Source organism: Pseudarthrobacter kochi (genome assembly GCF_055412805.1).
In genome coordinates this window covers 1-17,797 of record NZ_JBVAYV010000008.1, presented here as the reverse complement: position 1 = coordinate 17,797, position 17,797 = coordinate 1, and the positions used below count along the sequence as shown (strand labels likewise).

The following is a 17,797-nucleotide window of genomic DNA, read 5'->3' as shown; positions in this document are numbered from 1 at the left end:
CCCTTCAGGAGGAGTCAAGGCCTGCGCGGCTTTTGTTGGTGTGCCCGAGGCTAGGCGCCCAGCGGGGCGGCGGCCACGGTCGGCATGGTCGGCGACGCCGAGCCGCCGGCCGGTTCCACCGTGATGCCGAGTGTTGCGGCGGTGCTGATGCCCTTGACGACGGCCGGTTTGGACAGCGCTTCCGCGTCCATCAGGCCCTGGGACACCGGGGCCGAGCCGTCCTTGGGGATCAGCCACATCTGGTAGACCTTGCCTGCCGGCGGCGCCGGAACGTCGTTCATCTTGACGACGATCGCGTCCTTCGAACTGGAGACCGACACGGTGGCCGTTCCGCCGCCAATGACGTCAACAGTCGCCTGGCGCACATCGCCGGCCTGCAGCACCTGGTTCAGCGGATCGTTCTGGTTCCCCACATAGGCGCCGACGCCGACGCCGCCCAAGGCGATCACGGCTGCGGCAGCGACACCGACGAGCCAGTTGCGCATTCCCTGCGGCCGGCGCCGCTCGTCACGGCGCCTGCGGGCGGCACCGAGTTCATCGGTGACCGCGAGCTCGGAGGGCTCCCGGACAGGCCGGGCAACGACCGGCGGGACCGCCGTCGGCCCGCGGTGCAGCTGCCCGTCCGGCGCCGCGGCGGTGCCCTGGGCGGGCAACGACGCCATGATCCGGTCCAGCAGCCCGGCCGGCGGTTCTTCCTCCGCAGCAAAGCTGGTGGCGAGTGTTTCCCGGGCCTGGCGGACGCGTTCGTCAAAGGTGGTGCGTTCGGAGGGCGGAGCCGAGGCGAGGTAAACCTCGATGGCGGCGCGCTCGGCGTCGTCCACAGCGTTCAGTGCGTACACCTCGGCGAGGTCAGCCGCACGCCCCGAGGCAAGGTCGGTGGCGACGTCGGCTGCAAAGCCGCCGGGTACGCCGCCGTTGTTCCGTGCACTAATGTCGGTCATCTCAACTCACCCCCAGACAGGTCTTCAGTCGGATTAGTCCGTCGCGGATGCGGGACTTGATGGTGGGCACCGCAGCATTGAGCTTCTCTGCGACCTCCCGGTAGGTGAGGCCGCCGTAGTAGGCCAGCCGCACGGACTCCTGTTGTGTATCGGTCAGCGTCTCCAGGCAACGGACCACGGCCTCGGCCTCAAGCCGGCTTCCAACCTCGTCCGAGACGGAATCGTGATCGATGTCCTGGCTGCTGGCGCCGTATTTCGCTTCCCGGTCGGTGGAGGACTGGGACGACCTGACCTTGTCCACGGCCCGGCGGTGCGAGATGGTCATGAGCCAGGCGAGCGGGCTGCCAGCCTCTGGGTTGAACTTGGAGGCATTCTGCCAGACCTGGAGGAAGACCTCCTGGGTGGTGTCCTCGCTGAGTTCGACGTCGATCAGTACCCGCCGGGCCATGCCGAACACGCGCCGGGAGGTTAGTTCGTAGAATTCGGCGAAGGCTGCCTGGTCACCGCGGGCAACCTGCTCCAGCAGTGCGGCGAGCCGGCGGTTGACGTCGGCTGGAGTGCCAGGGGGAGCGGCAGCCCCGGGGTTCGGGGCGTTGGGAGTTTCCATCACCTTCAAGCATAAGGTGCCCGCCGCCGATCGCGGGTCAGGATGGGTTCCGGCCGGGACGTGGCTACCGGCAACACGCCGGGCGGGATGCCTGTCCACCTGCACAGTAGTTCTCACCTGCCGCTCCTCGCTCCTTTCCCGCTCCGTGGGCCCGTTGGTTGAACGGGCTTCAGAAGTGATTCGGGACTGCCGGCCAGCCGGATGGGCGGCGCGCCGGATAAGTTGCGGCCGGCTACAGCCTGGCGCCGGCGAATCCGTTCTGGCGCCAGGCCTCATAGACCGCGATTGAGGCTGCGTTCGCAAGGTTCAGCGAGCGTAGCGCAGGCAGCATCGGCAGCCTGACGCGTGAGGTGACATGGGGGTCGTGCTTGAGATCCTCGGGCAGGCCCACGGATTCGCGGCCGAAGAGCAGCACGTCCCCGGGCCGGTAGCTGATTTCCGTATAGGACACCTCGCCGTCGGAGGTGAAGGCGAAGACGCGCTCCGGCGCGAGCGCGGCCCAGGCGGCGTCGATGTCCTGGTGGACGGTCACGACGGCGAGGTCGTGGTAGTCGAGGCCGGCCCGGCGCAGCTTCGCGTCGGAGAAATCGAAGCCCAGCGGCTCCACCAGGTGCAGCTCGGCTCCCGTGATGGCAGCCAGCCGGATGGCATTGCCCGTATTGCCGGGGATTTCAGGGGCGTGGAAGAGGATGCGGAACACGGTCCCATCCTAGCGAGCCTGTTAGTGCATCCCGCGCAGCAGCCGGGCCAGCACCGGGACGATGACGGTGTTGGGGGCCGGGCCGGAACCCAGGAACTGCTTGAGTCCGCGTGCCAGGCCGGCGGCATTGACCACCTGGACTGTCTCGTGAGCCCCGGAACGGCGGTGCCGGTCGATCACGGGTTCGTGCAGGTTGCCGTCGGTGCTGTGGACCACGGTCCAGCCGGTGACGTTCAGTTCCGGGAAGATGTCCTGCATGCGGCGCACCACGTGGGCCAGCTGGGGCGGAGCGATTGACCGGCCGCCGTGGGTGAGGGCGCTGCCGTTCCAGGCATAGGCGCCGGGCGGCAGCAGCATTGAGCCGATGATCGCCATGCGGTAGCCGGATAGCACCACGTGGTCGATGTGGCTGTTGTCCGCCGGAGACTGCAGCCCGTTGATCAGCCGTGCGGCCGGGATGGCGGGGAGGATCTGCCTGCTGATGAGCTGTACGGTCCGCATTTCCCGCTGGATCCGGGCCTCCGCCCCGAAGATGCCCCGTTTGCGGGGCAGCCCGTGGACCTGCTGGCGGGCCAGGCTCTCGGGGATCAGCGGTACCTCGCCGGTCCCGGCATACTGTTCGAAGGGCGGGACGAAGACCGGGGCATCGGATGCCGTGTTCCGGGGCGTGTTGGGGCGCCGGACGTTGGCCGGGGCCCGGCTCCCGGCCGCCGGGGCATCAAAGTGTGCCCCCTCGTCAGGGAAAGGTTCCGCGAAGGCGCCACGGCCGCTGCCGTAGGAGCGGTCGTACTCGGCCCGGCTCTTGGCGTCGATCAGTGTTTCGTAGGCGAGTGTGACGCGCCGGAATGCGGCGGGGTCGCCGCCGTGGTCCGGGTGCGCGGTGCGGGCGGCCCGGCGGTAGGCCACCTTGATTTCCTTATCCGTCGCTGTCACGGGGATCCGGAGCACCTGGTAATGCGAGCTGTTGCCCTGCGTCAAGCAAGATTCCTTTGCGTCGATGGTGCCAGCCCATCCTGGACGTCCGGCCTGGCCAGTTTAACCGGCAAGGGGAAGAACGAGCGCAAGGGCACGGAAGGTTCCCGGCGGCTGGCATAATTCAGCGCATGATCATCGCCGTCGCCGTCAACCCGCGGGCATCCTTTGGCCGCGGGCGGCGTGCCGGCAACGAGGCGGCCGAATGCTTCCGGGCGGCCGGGGCCGAAGTCCTGGTCCTGTGCGAGGACAGTTATGACGCGCTTGCACGGGCCGTGGACAAGGCGCTGGCCTCAGGGGTGGATGCCCTCGTCGTCGTGGGAGGCGACGGAATGGTCCACCTCGGCGTCAATGCGCTCGCCGGATCGGGCATGCCCTTGGGTGCGGTCCCGCTGGGGATCGTCCCGACCGGCACCGGAAACGACATGGCGCGGACGCTCGGTATACCGGCGCACAACATCCCCGGGGCCTGTGCTGCGGCTCTGGCGGCCCTGGCGTCCGGCGGGCGGCTGATCGACGCCGGGCGGGCATCGTCCGGGGGCTCGTCCCGCTGGTTTGCCGGGGTGTTGTCGGCCGGGTTCGACGCGGCCGTCAACGAGCGGGCCAACGCCTGGCGGTGGCCCCGCGGAAAGGCCCGGTACCACCTCGCGATGCTCAGCGAACTCGCCTCGTTCCGGCCGATCAAGTACACCGTGACGGCCGACGGCGAGCGCTGGCAGCAGGGAGCGATGCTGATGTCCGTTGCCAACGGCCAGTCGATCGGCGGCGGCATGAAGATCACGCCTGACGCCGTGCCCGACGACGGCTACCTGGACCTCTTTATCGTCAGCCCGCTGTCCCGGACCGGCCTGCTGAAGGTCTTTCCGAAGGTCTTTTCCGGCGGCCACCTGGGACATCCGGCCGTGCACATCCGGCGGGTGCGCACAGTCGAGCTGTCGGCGGACCAGGTCGTGGCGTACGCGGACGGGGAACGGATCGGTGCGTTGCCGCTCACCATCGAGGTGGTTCCCGGGGCGGTGCGGGTCCTGGCCTGGCCCGCAGGGGCATCGAAGCCTTCGCCGCGGGAGTTTTGATCCGAGAGTCTAGACTCATGCGGGGGCCCGGGCAGGAAGCGGAACGGGCACAGCGACAGTGGGGCGGGGCATGGGAATCAAGCGCGACACGGGGACCGCGGCACCGGCGGGCAGGAGCATCGGTACCCGTTGCGTCCTCCGGGGCCGCCGGGGGAGCCGCGCGTTCCTGGCGCTCGCAGTCACGGCCGTGCTGGCCGGCTGCAGCGTTGGCGTTCCGGACCCCTCCGCGCCCAGGGCGGCACCTGCGACTGCGACCCTTGCCACCCCCACCATCACCCCCGGCCACGACGCCGCTGCCGTTGCGGGGAAGGACATGCCCTTCGCCGCCGGCGACACCCTGGCGGCCGGCGTGCCCGTCCAGCTCTCCGACGGGCTGCGGGACGTGCCGCGATGGAAGCCTGGCAAGGAAAACGTGGCCGGTGCCAGTGAGTTCGTCAAGGAGGACGGCTGTGTGGTCTCGGCCAAGGTGCGGACCAACCAGTCGGCCCTGGCCGTATCCGGGGACGACAAGGCGTCCACGGAAGCGCTCTTCCAGTACCTGGACGCCAGTATTCTTCCGGGCTACCTGAAACCGGAGACCCTGCGCTGGGGTGGAGAACCCGGCAAGCCCGCTCCGCGCGTCGACGTCCTTGTGTATACGGGCGGTGACCGGGCCGGTACCCGGGCCACGGCAATCTACGCCCGCCTTTTCAGCGAGCCGGGCTCCTCCGTGTACCTGTCCGCCTCGTGCCCCGATGCCGCGACGCTGGCCGCCGCGCGGATCGAGGCCGAAGCATGGATCGCCGTCGTTCCTCCGTCCGGCTGAGACGTCCGTCCGGCCCGGATCGGCCGGGACGTCCGTCCGGCTGAGACCTCCGTCCGGCTGAGACGTCCGTCCGGCTAGGACGTCCGTCCGGCCCGGATCGGCCGGGTCACGTCACTGGGGGACCGCTCAGGCCTGCCTGGTTGGCGAGAGCCGGTTCAGGGCCAGTGCCCCGACCAGCAGGCCAAAATCCCGCAGGGCCACGTCGAAGAAGCTGCCCAGGACGAGGAGGTTGACGATGATACCGAGGAGCCAGGCCGCCACGAGCAGCGAGCCGAACCGGGGCTTCAGCGCCACCGTCAGGCCCGCGACGATCTCCACGACGCCGACCACATACATGATGGTCTGCGCCGGCAGCGGGACGACAGTCGTGACCACGGGCGCCAGGTACATGGTCCAGTCGGTGAGCAGGTTGGTGAACTTGTCCAGGCCGAAGATTACCGGCGCGAGGGTGAAAACCGTCCGCAGGTGCAGGAATGCCTGCCGCGCGGCAGCCGGGGCCAGCTGTCCGGCCGGCGTGCTGATGGCTGGTGAAGATTTCATGATGACTCCTTCTAAAAGTAGATAGCTTGATTTTAGAATGGTGACAGGTAGTTAAGCAATGAATCTTGTTTTTAGAGTTAGGCTGAATCCATGATCCGAACGCCCTGGAACCGCAGGATTGCGGCCGTCGCCTCCCTGGGGGATGCGAACCGCCGCAGGCTGTTCGACTTCGTCGCCTCGGCCGGGTGCGCCGTCAGCCGCGACGACGCCGCCGGTGCCCTCGGCCTGCCCAGGAGCACGGCGTCCTTTCAGCTGGACCGGCTGGTGCAGGACGGGCTGCTGGCCGTGGAGTTCCGGAAGCTTGGCGGCAGGGAAGGGCCCGGCTCCGGCCGCCCGGCCAAGCTGTATCTGGCAGCTGTCCGGGAGGTCGCCGCCTCAGTGCCGGACCGGAACTACGATCTGGCCGCCGAGCTGCTGGTCTCGGCCATCGAGGATTCAACGTCCGACGGCGGAACCGCGCGCGAAGCCCTTTTGCGCGCCGCCTACGCACGGGGGCAGTCCGCCGCCGGGGCCCATGGCGGGACGGCGGGGCAGGCGAATGCCGGGACAACTGCCGGGGAAGCCGCTTTCGCCGGGTTCCTCGCCGCGGAGGGCTACCGTCCCGAAGCCGACGGCGAGGGCGGAATGGTGCTGCTCAACTGTCCGTTCCACCGGATCGCCGAAGGCCACGCCGGCGTCGTCTGCGCCATGAACGGGGCCTTCCTGTCCGGAGCCGCGAAAGGCATCGGCATCGATCCAGGCCGGGTCCAGGCTCTCGCCATCGACGACCTCCGCGCGCAGGGAGCCGCGCAGCCGGCGCAGTGCTGCGCCCGGATCAAACCCCAGGAACCTGGCTCCTAGCCGGTCCGGCCTGACGTGGCTGGCGCCGGGCGCTTGGCCTGCCCGGACCTCCCCGTCAACAGCACACCGACGATCACCAGCAGTCCGCCCACGATCTGGACGAGGGTGAGCGGAGTCCCCATTACCACCGTGATGAGGGCCGTGAAGACCACAATCAGGTTGAGGTAGTTCCCGGCGGTTCCCGGCGGGGTCGTTTTCAGGGCAATGTTCCAGAACAGGTAGGCGCCCAGGGACGGGAAGACCACGATGTACGCCAGCGACCAGGCTTCGGACTCCGATTCCGGAAGCCGCACGTTCATAGCGGCGGCGAAGGGTGCGAGCGTCACGGCCGCAATCGCCACCTGAACCGCGGTGGCCGCGATGGCGGGGACAGCCAGCCTGCGGGCGATGATCGTGTAGAGCCCCCAGACCACAATCGCGCCGATCATCATGAGTTCGCCGGTGTTAATCGACAGGCTGAACACGCGCTGCAGCTCGCCCCGGGTCAGCACCAGCAACACGCCGAGCAGGCCGAGGAAGATGCCGAGCCAGCCCAGGCGTGTGGTCCGCTCGCCGAGCAGGAGGATCGCCAGGACCACGATCAGGGCCGGGTTGGCCGCCGTGATCAGGGCAGCGTTCACGGCTGAAGTGTGGCCGAGCGCGCCGTACAGCAGGAGCGTGTAGCCGCTCATGCCAAGCACGCTCAACAGCAGGAGCACCGGCCAGCGGCGCAGGACCGCGCGCCAGTCCGGCTTTTCGACGAAGTGGGCCAGGAGCAGCAGCGGCACCGCGGCCAGCGTCCAGCGCCAGAATGTCAGGTCCATCGGGGCCATTGAGGCGACGGCGGCCTTGCCGACAACGAAATTCCCGGACCAGAAGAGGGTGGCCAGGACCAGGTACAGGGGCGCTTTCACCGCTCGAATGTACACCAGTGCCGCCGCGGGCCCGCAGGTAGAATTGCCCTGTGCCCGTTTACCTTGATCATGCCGCCACCACCACCCTTGCCCCGGAGGCCCTGGCTGCGCTGACCCGCGAACTGGCCCGGACCGGCAACCCGTCCTCGCTGCACGGATCGGGCCGCCGCGCCCGGCGCGCCGTCGAAGACGCCCGCGAGGCGCTGGCGGCCGCGGCCGGCGCGCACCCCTCGGAAGTCATCTTCACCTCGGGCGGCACCGAAGCCGACAACCTCGCCGTCAAGGGCCTCTACTGGGCCCGGCACGCCGAAGACCCGGCGCGCACCCGGATCCTGTGCTCCGCCGTCGAACACCACGCCGTGCTGGACACCGTCGAATGGCTCGAACGGCACGAGGGCGCAGGGGTGACCTGGCTGCCTGTGGATGCGGCCGGCGTGGTCGACCTGGCCGTTCTGGAGGCAGAGCTCGACCGGGACCCGGCGTCAATCGCCCTGGTCGCGGTCATGTGGGCGAACAACGAAGTCGGCAGCATCCAGCCCATTGCGGAAATCGTCGAACTGGCGCACCGGGCCGGCGTTCCGGTCCACTCCGATGCCGTCCAGGCGTTCGGCTCCGTGCCGGTGGATTTCCGGGCCAGCGGACTCGACGCCATGTCGATCTCCGGGCACAAGATCGGCGGCCCGGTCGGCATCGGGGCGCTGATGCTGGGCCGCGCCGTGAAGCTGACCCCGGTCCAGCACGGCGGGGGACAGGAGCGGGACGTCCGCTCAGGAACGCTCGACACCGCCTCCATTGCTGCCTTCGCAGCGGCAGCCGAATCCGTCGCCGCCAATCTCCCGGGCGAAGCGGCGCGCCTCGCGGCGCTCCGGGACCGGCTGGTCGACGGCGTCCTGGCAGCAGTGCCCGACGCCGTGCTCCGCGGGGCTCCCGGTGCCGGACGGCTCCCGGGGAATGCGCACTTCACCTTCCCCGGCTGCGAAGGCGATTCGCTGCTTTTCCTGCTGGATCTGGCCGGGGTGGAATCCTCCACCGGTTCGGCCTGCACCGCGGGCGTGCCCCGGCCGTCCCATGTGCTGCTGGCGATGGGACTGGACGAGGATACGGCCCGGGGCGCCCAGCGGTTCAGCCTGGGGCACACTTCCACAGAAGCCGACGTCGATGCGCTGCTGGCTGCCCTGCCCGGCGCCTACGCCCGCGCGCGCCAGGCCGGCATGGCCGGGCACGAGTCCAGCATCCAGACCGCCGGGACGCTCGCCCGCCACTCCGGCGGCGGCACCTACTAGGCCCTTGCCAGGGCCGGCAGGGGCGCCGGCCGGGCTACGCGGCTGGCAGAAGCCGGTCCAGCGGGATGTCCGGATCGGCGAGTTCCTGCGAGCTCACTGCGGTTCGCTCCGAGATGAGCTGCTTGATGAACTTTTGTGGCCGGCCCGAGCGCGGCCAGTTCACGCTCATGCCGGCGACCACCCGGCCGTCGCGCTGCCAGAAAGCCAGGAACTCCTTGCCCTCGAGCGAGCCGCGGATGGTGGGCGCCCCCGCGGCCAGCGCCGGGAAGCCTGAGTACTCCATGCTGACGTCGAACTGGTCGGTGTAGAAGTAGGGGACTGCGTCCATCACGGCATCCTGGCCGAGCATCGACTTGGCCGCGACCTTGCCGCCGTTGAGGGCGTTGGCCCAGTGCTCGCTGCGGTGGTGCTCGCCGGTGAAGGGATGCAGGGCATTGGCGGCGTCCCCGGCCGCGAAGATTCCGGGTGCGGAGGTGCGCAGCGCGGCGTCCGTGAGGATTCCGTTGTGCAGTGCGATGCCCGCAGCCCCGGCCAGCGACACCTCGGGGACCACCCCCACGGCGATGATCACAAGGTCCGCGGGCAGGACCTCGCCGGCGTCCGTGACCACACCGGTGACCCGGCCCGACTGCCCGTTGATCCCCGCAGCCGAGGCCGGGAGCCGGAACCCGACGCCGTTCGCCTCGTGCAGCGAACGGAAGAAGCCGCCCAGCTCGCGCCCGATCGCCGCTCCCAGCGGCACCTGCTCCAGCCCGAGCAGGGTGACGGAGTTTCCGTAGGCGGCCGCCGCGGCGGCCAGCTCCATCCCGATCCAGCCCGAGCCGATCATCACGACGTTCCGGCCGCCCCCGGCCAGGCCGGCACGCAGGCGGCGGCAGTCGTCCACCGTGCGGAATGTGCTGACTCCCGCCAGGTCGCTGCCGGGCAGAGGCAGGCGCCGGGGACGCGCGCCCGTGGCCAGCAGCAGCGCGGCATAGTCCAGCGTCCGCCCGTCCCCGAAAGCCACCGTCCGGGCGGCCGGATCAATCCCCGTCACGGGAGTGCCCAGCCGGAGGTCGACCGCGTTGTCCGCGTACCAGTCAGCCGGGACGACGGGCAGGGCGTCGTCGCCGGCTCTTGCAAGCAGGTATTCCTTGGACAGGGGCGGGCGTACGTAGGGATGGTGCCGCTCCCCGGCCAGCAGGATCACCGGCCCGCCATACCCTTCCGCGCGGAGGGTCCTGGCTGCGGTGGCTCCGGCGAGGCCGCCGCCCACGATCACGATGTTTCCGGGGGCCATGTTGCGCTCGATTCCTGCGGCCGCCGGGATGACCGGAGGCGAAGGTCAGGGGACAAATCTAAAACCATCAGTTCTGACTTTAGAAGTGCGGGGCCTGGCGGTCAAGGCCTTTTTGGGCGGGGATTCGCCCGTGGCGATAGACTGGTGCGGCAGGCATGGTGATATCTCCGCGTCCAGCCAGTGCCGGCAACAAACCCCCAACCCCAACGAAAGCCAGTATGCGAGTTCTTGCAGCCATGAGCGGCGGCGTCGATTCCGCCGTTGCCGCAGCCCGCGCCGTCGAGGCGGGGCACGACGTCGTCGGCGTCCACCTTGCGCTGTCCCGGATGCCGGGAACCCTGCGCACCGGCAGCCGCGGCTGCTGCACCATCGAGGACTCCCGCGACGCCTGGCGTGCCTGCGACGTGCTCGGAATCCCGTACTACGTCTGGGACTTCTCGGAGCGCTTCAAGGAGGACGTGGTCCAGGACTTCATCGACGAATACGCCGCGGGCCGCACTCCGAACCCCTGCATGCGCTGCAACGAACGGATCAAGTTCGCCGCGCTGCTGGAGAAGGCGATCGCGCTGGGATTCGACGCCGTCTGCACCGGCCACTACGCCAAGGTGATCACCGACGCCGGGGGCAACCCCGAGCTCCACCGGGCCGCGGACTGGGCCAAGGACCAGAGCTACGTTCTCGGTGTGCTCACGCACGAGCAGCTCAAGCACTCCATGTTCCCGCTGGCCGACACCCCGTCGAAGGCCGAGGTCCGCGCCGAAGCCGAACGCCGCGGACTCTCCGTGGCCAACAAGCCCGACAGCCACGACATCTGCTTCATCCCGGACGGCGACACCGCCGGCTGGCTGGCCGAGAAGATCGAGATGTCCACCGGCGACATCGTGGACGAGTCCGGCGCGAAGGTCGGCGAGCACCCCGGCGCCAACGCGTTCACGGTCGGCCAGCGCCGCGGGCTGAAGCTGGGCACCCCCGCCGCCGACGGCAAGCCGCGCTTCGTGCTGGAAATCCGGCCCAAGGAGAACAAGGTGGTCGTGGGGCCCGAGGCACTCCTGGCCATCGATGAGATCCGCGGCATCAAGGTCTCCTGGGCCGGGCTGCCGATCGCCGAAGTGGCCACCGGCGAGGACTTCGACTGCTACGCCCAGGTCCGCGCCCACGGCGACCCTGTGCCCGCCACGGCACGCATGGAACGCGCAGCGGGCGCCGGCGAAGGGGACGGCGCCGCCGTCGGCCGCGGGAACCTCGTGGTGACCTTGACGGAGCCGCTGCGCGGTGTGGCCCCCGGCCAGACCGTGGTGCTCTACCAGGGCAGCCGCGTACTGGGTCAGGCCACCATCGACGCGGCCCGTTCGCTGCAGCGGGCGGCCCTCTAACAAACCAGTCACTAACAGGCAGGCACCAACGAGCAGGACACTAATAAGCAGGCACTGTTCGCAGGAGCACCGCACATATTCGATGTGCGGTGCTCCAGCCGTCTTAACGCGCGTTCCCGCAATCCGGGCGGCTGCCAACTGCCGGAATCCGGGCGGGATCCCTGAAGATAATGATGGGTTCTGCCGGTTCGTGTAAATTTTGTGTCTCATCTCACAGGATGTGGCGATTCGCCGCGTGGTGTCTGGTTGAATCAAGGAATCAGGACAGCGCGCAGCCCGCCGAGTCATGAGCAGAACCGTCTCCGGGCAGCGCACCAGTACTCATCGAACAGAAAGTTCACAGATGGCAATGAACAAAAAGGCCCTGCAGAGCGCCATCGCGCTCGCCGGGGTATCCGCCTTCGCACTGACCGCCTGCACCGGCCCCTCCGGCGGCGGAACGGCGTCCGGCAGCGCGGCCGGCGGAGGCACCATTACGTACGGCACTACCGACAAGGTCGTCACCCTCGACCCGGCCGGCTCCTACGACGCCGGTTCCTTCATGGTGATGAACCAGATCTACCCGTTCCTGCTCAACTCGAAGCCGGGCACTGCGGACTCCACTCCCGACATTGCCGAGTCTGCTTCCTTCACGAGCCCCACGGAGTACACCGTCAAGCTCAAGCCCGGCCTGAAGTTCGCCAACGGCCACGCCCTGACGTCCTCCGACGTGAAGTTCTCGATCGACCGCGTTGTCAAGATCGCCGACGACAACGGTCCCGCCTCGCTGCTCGGCAACCTCGCGTCGGTCGCCGTCAAGGACGACTCCACCGTGGTCTTCACGCTCAAGGCCAGCAACGACCAGGTCTTCCCGGGCGTCCTCGCCGCCAACGCGGGCCCGATCATCGACGAAGAGGTCTTCCCGGCGGACAAGCTGATGACCGACGACGAAATCGTCAAGGGCAAGCCGTTTGCCGGTCCCTACACGATCGAGAGCTACAAGAAGAACGAGCTCGTTGGCCTCAAGGTCAACCCGGACTACCAGGGTCTCCTCGGCAAGCCGGCCAACGGCGGCGCCACGATCAAGTACTACGCCGATTCCAACAACCTCAAGCTGGACGTCCAGCAGGGCAACATCGACGTCGCCGGGCGCAGCCTGACGGCCACCGACGCCGCGGACCTCGCAAAGGATTCCAAGGTCAAGGTCTACAAGGGCCCGGGTGGCGAGCTTCGCTACATCGTGTTCAACTTTGACACCATGCCGTTCGGTGCCAAGGCCGCCGACGCCGATCCCGCGAAGGCACTTGCCGTGAGGCAGGCGATGGCAAACGTCGTCGACCGCGACGCGATCGCCAGCCAGGTCTACAAGGGCACCTACCTGCCGGCCTACTCCGTCGTTCCGGACGGCTTCGTCGGCGCCATCCAGCCGCTCAAGGAAATGTACGGCGACGGCAGCGGCAAGCCCAGCCTCGACAAGGCCAAGAAGGCCTTCGCCGACGCCGGCGTCACCGCCCCGGTCACCATCAAGCTCCAGTACAACCCGGACCACTACGGCAAGTCCTCAGGCGACGAGTACGCCATGATCAAGGAGCAGCTGGAGAAGTCGGGCCTGTTCAAGGTTGAACTGCAGTCCACCGAGTGGGTCACCTACTCCAAGGACCGCACGGCCGACGCCTACCCGGTCTACCAGCTCGGCTGGTTCCCGGACTACTCCGACGCCGACAACTACCTCACGCCGTTCTTCGTCCCCGGCAACTTCCTGAAGAACCACTACGAGAACCCCGCCGTCACGGACCTGATCAGCAAGCAGCTGACCACCGTCGACAAGGCAGAGCGCGCAAAGGTGCTCGGTGAGGCCCAGACGGCCGTCGCCAAGGACCTGTCCACACTGCCGCTGTTGCAGGGCGCCCAGCTTATGGTCGCCGGCAAGGACGTCAAGGGTGTCGACAAGACCCTGGATGCTTCCTTCAAGACCCGCCTTGGTGTCATGTCCAAGTAGGTCCAACCCCCATCCGGTTCTGACCAGCCAACGAGGCGGGGCGCCCCACACGGCGTCCCGCCTTGGTGCTGATACAGGACAACCGATTCCGGAGCTCACGAGGCTGCCGGAACACACATTTAGGTACCAATGACAACACTTATCGAGGCGCCGCCGACCGACGGCGAAGGCCTTCTGCCGATAAAGAAGAAGACGTCCGGCGGGGGACTGGGCCGTTACATCCTGATCAGGTTCTTCCTGATCTTCCCGACTATCCTCATCCTGGTCACCATGGTGTTCTTCCTGATGCGCACCACGGGGGACCCCATTACCGCTGCCCTGGGCGGCCGGCTTCCACCGGAACAGCTCCAGGAACGCATCACTGCCGCCGGATACGACCGGCCCATCTTCGTGCAGTACTTCGAGTACCTGGCCCAGCTCATCACCGGCAACTTCGGCACCACGCTGTCGGACAACCGCCCGGTCTCGGAGATGCTCGCCACCTATGGCGCGGCCACCCTGGAACTGACCATCAACGCCCTTCTGGTCGCCCTTGCCGTGGGGATCCCGCTGGGGCTGGTCGCCGCGCACCGGCGGGACAAAGGCCCCGACGCCGCGCTGCGTGTTTTTGCGATCCTCTGCTACGCCACGCCGGTCTTCTTCTCCGGGCTTCTCTTCAAGCTGACCTTCTCCGTCTGGCTGGGCTGGCTCCCGGTCGCCGGACGCGCGACGCCTGCCAACGAGCTCGCCCTGACCTCGCTCGCGTCCCCGACGGGTATCTACTGGCTCGACGCCGTCCGCAGCGGCAATACGGCCGCGCTGGCTGACGTTATGGCGCACGCCGTCCTGCCCGCACTCGCCCTCGGCCTTCTGACCGCCGGCATCTTCCTGCGCCTGGTCCGGACCAACGTGATCGGAACCCTCGGCAAGGACTACGTCGAGGCCGGCCGCTCCCGCGGTGTGAGCGAATACCGTCTGGTCACCAAGCACGCCTACAAGCCGGCCCTCATCCCCATCATCACCGTGATGGGGCTGCAGATCGCCGTGCTGCTGGGCGGCGCCGTCCTGACCGAGACCACGTTCGAATGGAAGGGCCTGGGCTTCCAGCTCGCGACCTACCTGACGGCCCGTGACTTTGTGGCCGTCCAGGGCATCGTGGTCCTCCTCGCAGTGATCGTGGCTGTGACCAACTTCTTCGTGGACATAGTCGCCGCGCTGATCGACCCCCGCGTGAGGTACTGATATGAGCACCACTGCCGTTACTGAACCCGTCAAGGATCCCCGTGGACCGTGGTTCCGGCGCCTGCCGGTCATCTCGCACTTCAACAAGAGCGTCGGCCTGCAGCGCGGAATGCTCGTAGCGGGTCTTGTCCTCACAGCGGTCTTCCTGCTGACCGCGATTTTTGCGCCCCTGATCGCGCCCTTCGGCTTCTCCCAGATTTCCGACGCCGACGGCGGCTTCCCGGCGCAGGAAGCGCCCGGCGGCAAGCACCTCATGGGAACCACCGTGGGCGGCTACGACGTCTTCTCCCGCGTTGTCTGGGGGGCGCAGACCGCCGTCCTGGTCATCATCGTGGCTGTGATCATGTCGATCTTCATCGGAGTGATCCTGGGCCTGGTCAGCGGCTACATCGGCGGCTGGCTGGACCGGACCCTCGTGGTGATCGCCGACGCCATCTACGCCTTCCCCCCGCTGCTCGTGGCCATCGTGATGGCGATCGCCATCAGCGGCGGCAGGTCCAGCCTCTGGGGCGGCATCCTCGCGGCGGCGATCTCCATCACCGTCGTCTTCATCCCGCAGTACTTCCGCGTCATCCGGGCCGAGACCATCCGGCTCAAGGCGGAACCGTTCGTGGAATCAGCCAAGGTGGTGGGCGCCTCCAACATCCGCATCATGCGCCTGCACGTCTTCAAGAACGCCACCCGCACGCTGCCGCTGATCTTCACCCTCAATGCCTCCGAGGCCATCCTGACCCTGGCCGGTCTGGGCTTCCTGGGCTTCGGCATTGAGCCGACCTCTGCTGCCGAGTGGGGCTTCGACCTCAACAAGGCCCTGGCGGATACCACCTCCGGGATCTGGTGGACGGGCGTTTACCCCGGCCTCGCGATAGTGCTCACCGTCCTTGGACTGACGCTGGTCGGCGAGAGCATCAACGACCTCAACGACCCCCGCCTGCGGGGCCGCAGGAAGGCTGCCTCCGGCAAGGGCGGCCCGGATTCCACCACCGGTGCCAAGGCTGCACTCGACGCAGAAGTGAGAAGTTCATGACCACCAACATCGACAAACACGGCACGGGCGCCGGCCCGGTCCTCGACATCGACCACCTCAAGGTTACGTTCGCCACCGATGCCGGAGACGTGTACGCCGTCAAGGACGTCAGCCTCGAGGTAAACCCCGGTGAGGTCGTGGCGATCGTGGGCGAGTCGGGCTCCGGCAAGACCGTCACTGCCAAGACCATCCTGGGCCTGCTGCCCGAGACCGCCATCAGCTCAGGTGCGGTGCTGATCAACGGCAACAACGTGATCAGCGTCAGCCCGGCGAAGCTGCGGGAGATCCGCGGCCGGGACGTCGCCATGGTCTTCCAGGAACCGTCCACCGCCCTTAACCCTGTCTTCACGGTGGGCTGGCAGATTGCCGAAGGCATCCGCTCGCACGCCCGCCACGGGGGCGCAGGACGGGTCAGTGCCAAGGAAGCCAAGACCCGCGCCATTGAGGCGCTCCGCAAGGTGGGCATCCCGGACCCGGAAACACGGGTCAACTACTACCCGCACCAGTTCTCCGGCGGCCAAAAGCAGCGTGTGGTCATCGCCGCAGCCCTGGCCCTGAACCCGGGTCTCATCGTGGCGGACGAGCCGACCACCGCGCTGGACGTTACTGTGCAGGCGGAAATCCTCGAACTCCTGCGGGACCTTCGGGACCAGTACGGAACCTCGATCGTGCTGATCACGCACAACATGGGTGTGGTGGCCGACCTCGCCGACCGCGTCGTCGTGATGTACCAGGGCGACGTCGTCGAGGAGGCGCCCTCGCGGGTGCTCTTCGCCGAGCCGAAGCAGGACTACACCAAAAAGCTCCTGGCCGCCGTCCCGCACCTGGGCAGGAACTCCGCCTCAGAAGGCATGACCCAACGGGCGCACCAGGGCGGCAAGGTGCTCGTCGAGGCCAAGAACCTGACCATCGAGTACCCCGGACGGCTGGGAACCCCCGCTTTCAAAGCCGTGGACGGGGTCAACTTCACCCTGTCCGAGGGCGAGGTCTTCGGCCTCGTGGGGGAGTCCGGCTCCGGCAAAACGACGATCGGGCGGGCCATCGCCGGCCTGAACCGGACCACCGGCGGCAGCCTGAAGGTGCTGGGCTACGAAATGCTCAACCTGAAGGAGCGCACGTTCAAGCCGCTGCGCAAGGAGATCGGGTTTGTGTTCCAGGACCCGGCGGCGTCCTTCAACCCCCAGCTGACGATCGGGGACTGCATTGCCGAGCCCCTGATCATCCACACCAAACCGACCCCGGCCCAGGCCCGGCAACGGACCCGGGAGCTGCTCGAAGCCGTGCAGCTGCCGGCCGCCTACGCCGACCGGTTCCCGCATGAGCTCTCCGGCGGACAGCGGCAGCGTGCCTCCCTCGCGCGGGCGCTCATCCTGAACCCGAAGCTGCTCATCGCCGACGAGCCGACGTCCGCCCTGGACGTGTCGGTCCAGGCCGTGGTGCTGGAACTGTTCAAGGACATCCAGGCCGAATTCGGCTTTGCCGCCCTGTTCATCAGCCACGACCTCGCCGTCGTGGATATCCTGTCCCACTGGGTCGGGGTGCTCTACAGGGGCAAGCTGGTGGAGCAGGGCCTGGGTAGCCAGGTGATGGGCAATCCGCAGCACGCCTACACAAAGAAGCTCATTGCGTCCCTGCCGGTTCCCGACCCGGATGAGCAGGCCCGACGCCGGGAGGCATTCCGCGAGGTACTCCACAGCTAACCCGCCGCAGGGGATCCGCTGGCCGGACATGCCCGCCGTTCGCTTCCACGCGGAATACCTCCACAACCATGGATCTTCCTGCTTTCACCGGCGTCACGTTAGGTGGGGACCCCAGCGGTTCGCCAAAGATGGCCGCTGTGGGGCGTCCCGGGGTGCCGGCACGACGCTCCTGCCCAGTTACTTCCACGCGCGCCGGCCGGCACCCGCGGGATCCTGCGGAATTCTGCGGAATTCCGCAGTTCCCGGGGGCCGAGACGGGTTCCGGAACGGAGTAACTGGGCTGGAACGCCATCCCCCGGGGAGCGAGGACGAACGCAGCCGCTCCGCCACTGGACATGCCCAGCGGCGGGGGCATCGTGGTTTCGGGGCGGCAGGTCCTTCGGGGCAAAGCGGGCAAGGCGGGCACGGTGGGCAACGCGGGCAACGCGGGCACGGTGGGCAACGGGTCGACTAGCCCGGATTTTTCATGATGGCCGGGTTGGGGGTCGGTCAGGGGCTAATTCCCGTTCCGGCTGATTTTGCTGGTTTTGGGCGTGCGGGCGGGGCCTGTTGTCGCTGGTTGGGC

Annotated in this window: 16 protein-coding genes; 9 read left to right on the top strand and 7 right to left on the bottom strand. The window is 68.1% G+C overall.

The features are described 5' to 3' along the window. Positions 1-50 precede the first annotated feature (50 nt). The 4 genes from ACZY0Y_RS06265 to ACZY0Y_RS06250 all read right to left on the bottom strand — a co-directional run bounded on the left by ACZY0Y_RS06265 (position 51) and on the right by ACZY0Y_RS06250 (position 3,226). A complete protein-coding gene (locus tag ACZY0Y_RS06265; protein WP_463881681.1) occupies positions 51-941 on the bottom strand; it encodes an anti-sigma factor in 891 nt (296 codons plus the stop codon). Position 942: 1 nt separating this feature from the next. Next, positions 943-1,548 (bottom strand): ECF RNA polymerase sigma factor SigK, encoded by a 606-nt coding sequence (gene sigK / locus ACZY0Y_RS06260; protein WP_463881679.1) that lies wholly within the window; start codon positions 1,546-1,548, stop codon positions 943-945. A gap of 232 nt (positions 1,549-1,780) precedes the next feature. Then, on the bottom strand, positions 1,781-2,248 hold the full coding sequence (locus tag ACZY0Y_RS06255) for a tRNA (cytidine(34)-2'-O)-methyltransferase (RefSeq protein WP_463881676.1): 468 nt from the start codon (positions 2,246-2,248) through the stop codon (positions 1,781-1,783). 21 nt (positions 2,249-2,269) lie between these two features. Then, positions 2,270-3,226, bottom strand: coding sequence for a J domain-containing protein (locus tag ACZY0Y_RS06250; protein WP_463881674.1), 957 nt, complete (start codon positions 3,224-3,226; stop codon positions 2,270-2,272). Between the two features lie 125 nt (positions 3,227-3,351). On the opposite strand from ACZY0Y_RS06250, the gene ACZY0Y_RS06245 reads away from it, so the two are divergent. Together ACZY0Y_RS06245 and ACZY0Y_RS06240 are read left to right on the top strand one after the other, a co-directional pair. Continuing rightward, the gene (locus tag ACZY0Y_RS06245) at positions 3,352-4,293 is read left to right on the top strand and encodes a diacylglycerol/lipid kinase family protein (protein WP_463881671.1); all 942 of its coding nucleotides are present in this window, start codon (positions 3,352-3,354) and stop codon (positions 4,291-4,293) included. Between the two features lie 70 nt (positions 4,294-4,363). Next, the gene (locus ACZY0Y_RS06240) at positions 4,364-5,098 is read left to right on the top strand and encodes a hypothetical protein (protein WP_463881668.1); all 735 of its coding nucleotides are present in this window, start codon (positions 4,364-4,366) and stop codon (positions 5,096-5,098) included. Positions 5,099-5,224: 126 nt separating this feature from the next. On the opposite strand, the gene ACZY0Y_RS06235 is transcribed toward ACZY0Y_RS06240, so the two are convergent. Further along, complete coding sequence (locus tag ACZY0Y_RS06235) at positions 5,225-5,638, bottom strand: hypothetical protein (RefSeq protein WP_463957121.1); 414 nt, start codon at positions 5,636-5,638, stop codon at positions 5,225-5,227. A 90-nt stretch (positions 5,639-5,728) separates the two neighbouring features. Between ACZY0Y_RS06235 and ACZY0Y_RS06230 the strand changes: the two genes are divergently transcribed. Beyond that, the gene (locus tag ACZY0Y_RS06230; protein ID WP_463881663.1) at positions 5,729-6,478 is read left to right on the top strand and encodes a helix-turn-helix transcriptional regulator; all 750 of its coding nucleotides are present in this window, start codon (positions 5,729-5,731) and stop codon (positions 6,476-6,478) included. On the opposite strand, the gene ACZY0Y_RS06225 is transcribed toward ACZY0Y_RS06230, so the two are convergent. Then, on the bottom strand, positions 6,475-7,371 hold the full coding sequence (locus ACZY0Y_RS06225; RefSeq protein WP_463957120.1) for a DMT family transporter: 897 nt from the start codon (positions 7,369-7,371) through the stop codon (positions 6,475-6,477). The genes ACZY0Y_RS06230 and ACZY0Y_RS06225 overlap by 4 nt on opposite strands. Before the next feature lie 50 nt (positions 7,372-7,421). Between ACZY0Y_RS06225 and ACZY0Y_RS06220 the strand changes: the two genes are divergently transcribed. Beyond that, entirely contained in the window at positions 7,422-8,654 is a 1,233-nt protein-coding gene (locus ACZY0Y_RS06220) for a cysteine desulfurase family protein (RefSeq protein ID WP_463957119.1), read from the top strand. Between the two features lie 34 nt (positions 8,655-8,688). On the opposite strand, the gene ACZY0Y_RS06215 is transcribed toward ACZY0Y_RS06220, so the two are convergent. Then, complete coding sequence (locus tag ACZY0Y_RS06215) at positions 8,689-9,933, bottom strand: NAD(P)/FAD-dependent oxidoreductase (RefSeq protein ID WP_463957118.1); 1,245 nt, start codon at positions 9,931-9,933, stop codon at positions 8,689-8,691. 236 nt (positions 9,934-10,169) lie between these two features. Here ACZY0Y_RS06215 and mnmA point away from each other — a divergent pair, with 236 nt between their 5' ends. From mnmA to ACZY0Y_RS06190, 5 genes are all read left to right on the top strand, one after another. Then, positions 10,170-11,306: a tRNA 2-thiouridine(34) synthase MnmA gene (gene mnmA, locus ACZY0Y_RS06210; RefSeq protein WP_463957177.1), complete on the top strand. Its 1,137-nt coding sequence runs from the start codon at positions 10,170-10,172 to the stop codon at positions 11,304-11,306. A gap of 343 nt (positions 11,307-11,649) precedes the next feature. Next, positions 11,650-13,284 (top strand): ABC transporter substrate-binding protein, encoded by a 1,635-nt coding sequence (locus tag ACZY0Y_RS06205; RefSeq protein WP_463957117.1) that lies wholly within the window; start codon positions 11,650-11,652, stop codon positions 13,282-13,284. A gap of 129 nt (positions 13,285-13,413) precedes the next feature. After that, on the top strand, positions 13,414-14,505 hold the full coding sequence (locus ACZY0Y_RS06200) for an ABC transporter permease (RefSeq protein WP_463884328.1): 1,092 nt from the start codon (positions 13,414-13,416) through the stop codon (positions 14,503-14,505). A 1-nt stretch (position 14,506) separates the two neighbouring features. After that, entirely contained in the window at positions 14,507-15,532 is a 1,026-nt protein-coding gene (locus ACZY0Y_RS06195; protein ID WP_463957116.1) for an ABC transporter permease, read from the top strand. Continuing rightward, positions 15,529-17,232, top strand: a complete 1,704-nt coding sequence (locus ACZY0Y_RS06190; protein ID WP_463957115.1) for an ABC transporter ATP-binding protein — start codon at positions 15,529-15,531, stop codon at positions 17,230-17,232. The genes ACZY0Y_RS06195 and ACZY0Y_RS06190 overlap by 4 nt, the downstream gene beginning before the upstream one ends. Positions 17,233-17,797: the final 565 nt, after the last annotated feature.

What these genes read in the sequence shown, in the direction of transcription:
- sigK (WP_463881679.1), bottom strand. Translation starts at nt 1,548, where the DNA reads ATGGAAACTCCCAACGCCCCGAACCCCGGGGCTGCCGCTCCCCCTGGC.
- ACZY0Y_RS06215 (WP_463957118.1), bottom strand. Translation starts at nt 9,933, where the DNA reads ATGGCCCCCGGAAACATCGTGATCGTGGGCGGCGGCCTCGCCGGAGCC.
- ACZY0Y_RS06200 (WP_463884328.1), top strand. Translation starts at nt 13,414, where the DNA reads ATGACAACACTTATCGAGGCGCCGCCGACCGACGGCGAAGGCCTTCTG.
- ACZY0Y_RS06265 (WP_463881681.1), bottom strand. Translation starts at nt 941, where the DNA reads ATGACCGACATTAGTGCACGGAACAACGGCGGCGTACCCGGCGGCTTT.
- mnmA (WP_463957177.1), top strand. Translation starts at nt 10,170, where the DNA reads ATGAGCGGCGGCGTCGATTCCGCCGTTGCCGCAGCCCGCGCCGTCGAG.
- ACZY0Y_RS06190 (WP_463957115.1), top strand. Translation starts at nt 15,529, where the DNA reads ATGACCACCAACATCGACAAACACGGCACGGGCGCCGGCCCGGTCCTC.
- ACZY0Y_RS06205 (WP_463957117.1), top strand. Translation starts at nt 11,650, where the DNA reads ATGGCAATGAACAAAAAGGCCCTGCAGAGCGCCATCGCGCTCGCCGGG.
- ACZY0Y_RS06235 (WP_463957121.1), bottom strand. Translation starts at nt 5,638, where the DNA reads ATGAAATCTTCACCAGCCATCAGCACGCCGGCCGGACAGCTGGCCCCG.
- ACZY0Y_RS06230 (WP_463881663.1), top strand. Translation starts at nt 5,729, where the DNA reads ATGATCCGAACGCCCTGGAACCGCAGGATTGCGGCCGTCGCCTCCCTG.
- ACZY0Y_RS06195 (WP_463957116.1), top strand. Translation starts at nt 14,507, where the DNA reads ATGAGCACCACTGCCGTTACTGAACCCGTCAAGGATCCCCGTGGACCG.
- ACZY0Y_RS06245 (WP_463881671.1), top strand. Translation starts at nt 3,352, where the DNA reads ATGATCATCGCCGTCGCCGTCAACCCGCGGGCATCCTTTGGCCGCGGG.
- ACZY0Y_RS06240 (WP_463881668.1), top strand. Translation starts at nt 4,364, where the DNA reads ATGGGAATCAAGCGCGACACGGGGACCGCGGCACCGGCGGGCAGGAGC.